Here is a 2764-nt window from a genome sequence, read left to right on the forward strand (position 1 = left end):
TCCCCGGACGGATCCAGCCCGATCCGTCCGGGGACCGGCCGGCGCCGGTACCCGCCACCCCCCAGCGGGAGCGGGTACCGGTGTCCTATCCGGGATCGACGAGCACCTGTGCCTCGGGCTCGTCCTGCCACAGCTGCGCAAGGAGCGCGCAATACGATCCCGCGGTCGTGGACCAGGTCACGGAGGCCTCGACCCTCCCCAGTCCTCGGCCGATCACTCCGGCCGCGAGCAGCACCGCCCGGTTGGCCAGCGCGGCGGCCGGGCTGCCCCGCTCGGCGACAGTGCCGGCCAGCTCGGCCGCCACGTCGAAGAGCTCTGCCGGCACGGCCGGCACCGACTCGCTGCCCAAACTGTGCCCCCCCCGGTGCGCCCCGGCACGAAGATGCCGATCCGCCTGTTCGAGACCCTGTTCCAACGCCCGCACATGCCGACGCAGCTTGCCCGGCTTGCCGATGTGCGCGGCGGTGATCGTCGGCAGCCGACGTAGCCGCTGGGGATCCGGCAGCCCGGCCTGCTCGAGCATCACGGCGGTCAGGTCCCGGATGAGCCAGTCGGCCAGGGCCGCGGTGGCGCGGTCTGTGGCCGGTACGGTCACCACCGGCATGTTGGTCTTCAACGGTATTTTCCGATCTTTCGGGGCCGAGACGGCGAGCGACTATTCCTTCGGGTCGGTGGGTGCCGGTCTCTCGCCGACGCTCTGCGGCTCGGCAGGCTCACGGTCGGCGATCTCGGTGCTCTTGGGCGCGCCACCGAATCCCACGTGCGCCTCGGCCCGCATGCGTTCGACCATGTGCGGGTAGTGCAGTTCGAACGCGGGTCGTTCGGAGCGGATCTGCGGCAGTTCGGTGAAGTTGTGGCGCGGCGGCGGGCAGCTGGTGGCCCACTCGAGCGAGTTGCCGTAGCCCCACGGGTCGTCGACGGTGACGATCTGGCCGTAGCGGTAGCTTTTGAAGATGTTCCACATGAACGGCAGCACCGACGCGCCGAGGACGAACGAACCGATCGTCGAGATCATGTTCAAGGTGGTGAACCCGTCCGAAGGCAGGTAGTCGGCGTAACGCCGGGGCATGCCCTCGTTACCCAGCCAGTGCTGCACCAGGAAGGTGGCGTGGAAACCGAGGAAGGTCAGCCAGAAGTGCCACTTGGCGAGCCGCTCGTCGAGCATCCGCCCGGTCATCTTGGGGAACCAGAAGTAGATGCCGGCGTAGGTGGCGAACACCACGGTGCCGAAGACCACGTAGTGGAAGTGGGCCACCACGAAATAGGTGTCGGTGAGCTGGAAATCCATCGGGGGGCTGGCCAGGATGACGCCCGAGAGGCCACCGAAGACGAAGGTGATCAAAAAGCCGACCGAGAACAACATGGGGGATTCGAAGGTCAGCTGGCCTTTCCACATGGTGCCGATCCAGTTGAAGATCTTCACGCCAGTGGGGATGGCGATCAGGAAGGTCATGAACGAGAAGAACGGCAGCAGCACCGCGCCGGTGGCGTACATGTGGTGCGCCCATACCGAGATCGACAGGGCGGCGATGCCGAGCGTGGCGTAGATCAGGCCGGTGTACCCGAAGATCGGCTTGCGCGAGAACACCGGGAAAATTTCGGAGACGATGCCGAAGAACGGCAGAGCGATGATGTAGACCTCGGGGTGGCCGAAGAACCAGAACATGTGCTGCCAGAGCATCACCCCGCCGGTGGCGGGGTCGAAAAGGTGCCCGCCGAGCATCCGGTCGTACAGCAGGCCCATCAGCGCCGCGGTCAGCAGCGGGAAGGCGAGCAGGATCAGAATCGAGGTGACGAGGATGTTCCAGGTGAAGATCGACATCCGGAACATGGTCATGCCGGGGGCGCGCAGGCACACGATGGTGGTGATGAAGTTGACCGCGCCCAAGATGGTGCCCAAGCCGGAGACGGCCAGACCCACGATCCACACGTTGGCACCCATCCCGGGCGAGTGCAGCTCCGAACTCAACGGAACATACGCGGTCCACCCGAAGTCGGCGGCCCCACCCGGAGTGACGAAACCGCTGACCGCGATGAGCGAGCCGAACAGATACAGCCAATAGCTGAAGGCATTGAGTCTGGGGAAGGCCACATCCGGCGCCCCGATCTGCAGCGGCAGCAGGTAATTGCCGAAGCCGAACACCACCGGGGTGGCATACATCAGCAGCATGATCGTGCCGTGCATGGTGAACAGCTGGTTGTACTGCTCGTTCGACAGAAACTGCATTCCCGGCACCGCCAGCTCACTACGCATGATCAGCGCCATGAGACCACCGGCGGCGAAGAACGCGAACGCGGTCACCAGATACATCAGACCCAGCACCTTCGGGTCCGTGGTGGTGATCATCTTGTAGATGAACGCGCCCTTGGGGCCGCGCCGTGCCGGTATCGGGCGGGCGGCGACAGGGACGGGCGGTGGAGCAAGAGCGGTCATAAGCTGTCCGATCCGGGATTCTGCACGAGTGCACGGTGATGAGACGCCCTCGAGCGTACCTAATTACTACGCTACATAGTAATTAGGGTCGGTTCGGTGGACCGTGCCGGATCAGGCCAGGGTCAGAGTCAGACACACTGCCGCGGAGGTCGCCCCAAGCCCGACCAGCGCGGTCACGGCAGGCATGGCCATCGACAACGCCGCCGCTGTCGCGTACGACACCTTCGGGCACCGCATCCGCCAGCTCACGCGCAGCTTGAGCAGCCGCAGCGAGGTCTCGTTGCTCAACCCCAAAGTTCCGGCCGGCTGCGGCAGGGTCGAGGCGGAGAC

General features: G+C 65.6%; 2 protein-coding genes and 1 pseudogene. All 3 read right to left on the bottom strand.

The genetic code is table 11. The features are described from left to right. Positions 1-85: 85 nt before the first annotated feature. A complete protein-coding gene (locus Q8814_RS25575; protein WP_330154750.1) occupies positions 86-604 on the bottom strand; it encodes a hypothetical protein in 519 nt (172 codons plus the stop codon). 51 nt (positions 605-655) lie between these two features. Beyond that, positions 656-2434, bottom strand: a complete 1779-nt coding sequence (gene ctaD, locus Q8814_RS25580; RefSeq protein WP_330154749.1) for an aa3-type cytochrome oxidase subunit I — start codon at positions 2432-2434, stop codon at positions 656-658. A 111-nt stretch (positions 2435-2545) separates the two neighbouring features. Continuing rightward, a pseudogene (locus Q8814_RS25585) lies at positions 2546-2764 on the bottom strand (M56 family metallopeptidase); the annotation flags it as partial.

The sequence above is a fragment of the Rhodococcus chondri genome, assembly GCF_036327435.1.
Taxonomy (GTDB): Bacteria; Actinomycetota; Actinomycetes; order Mycobacteriales; family Mycobacteriaceae; genus Rhodococcus; species Rhodococcus chondri.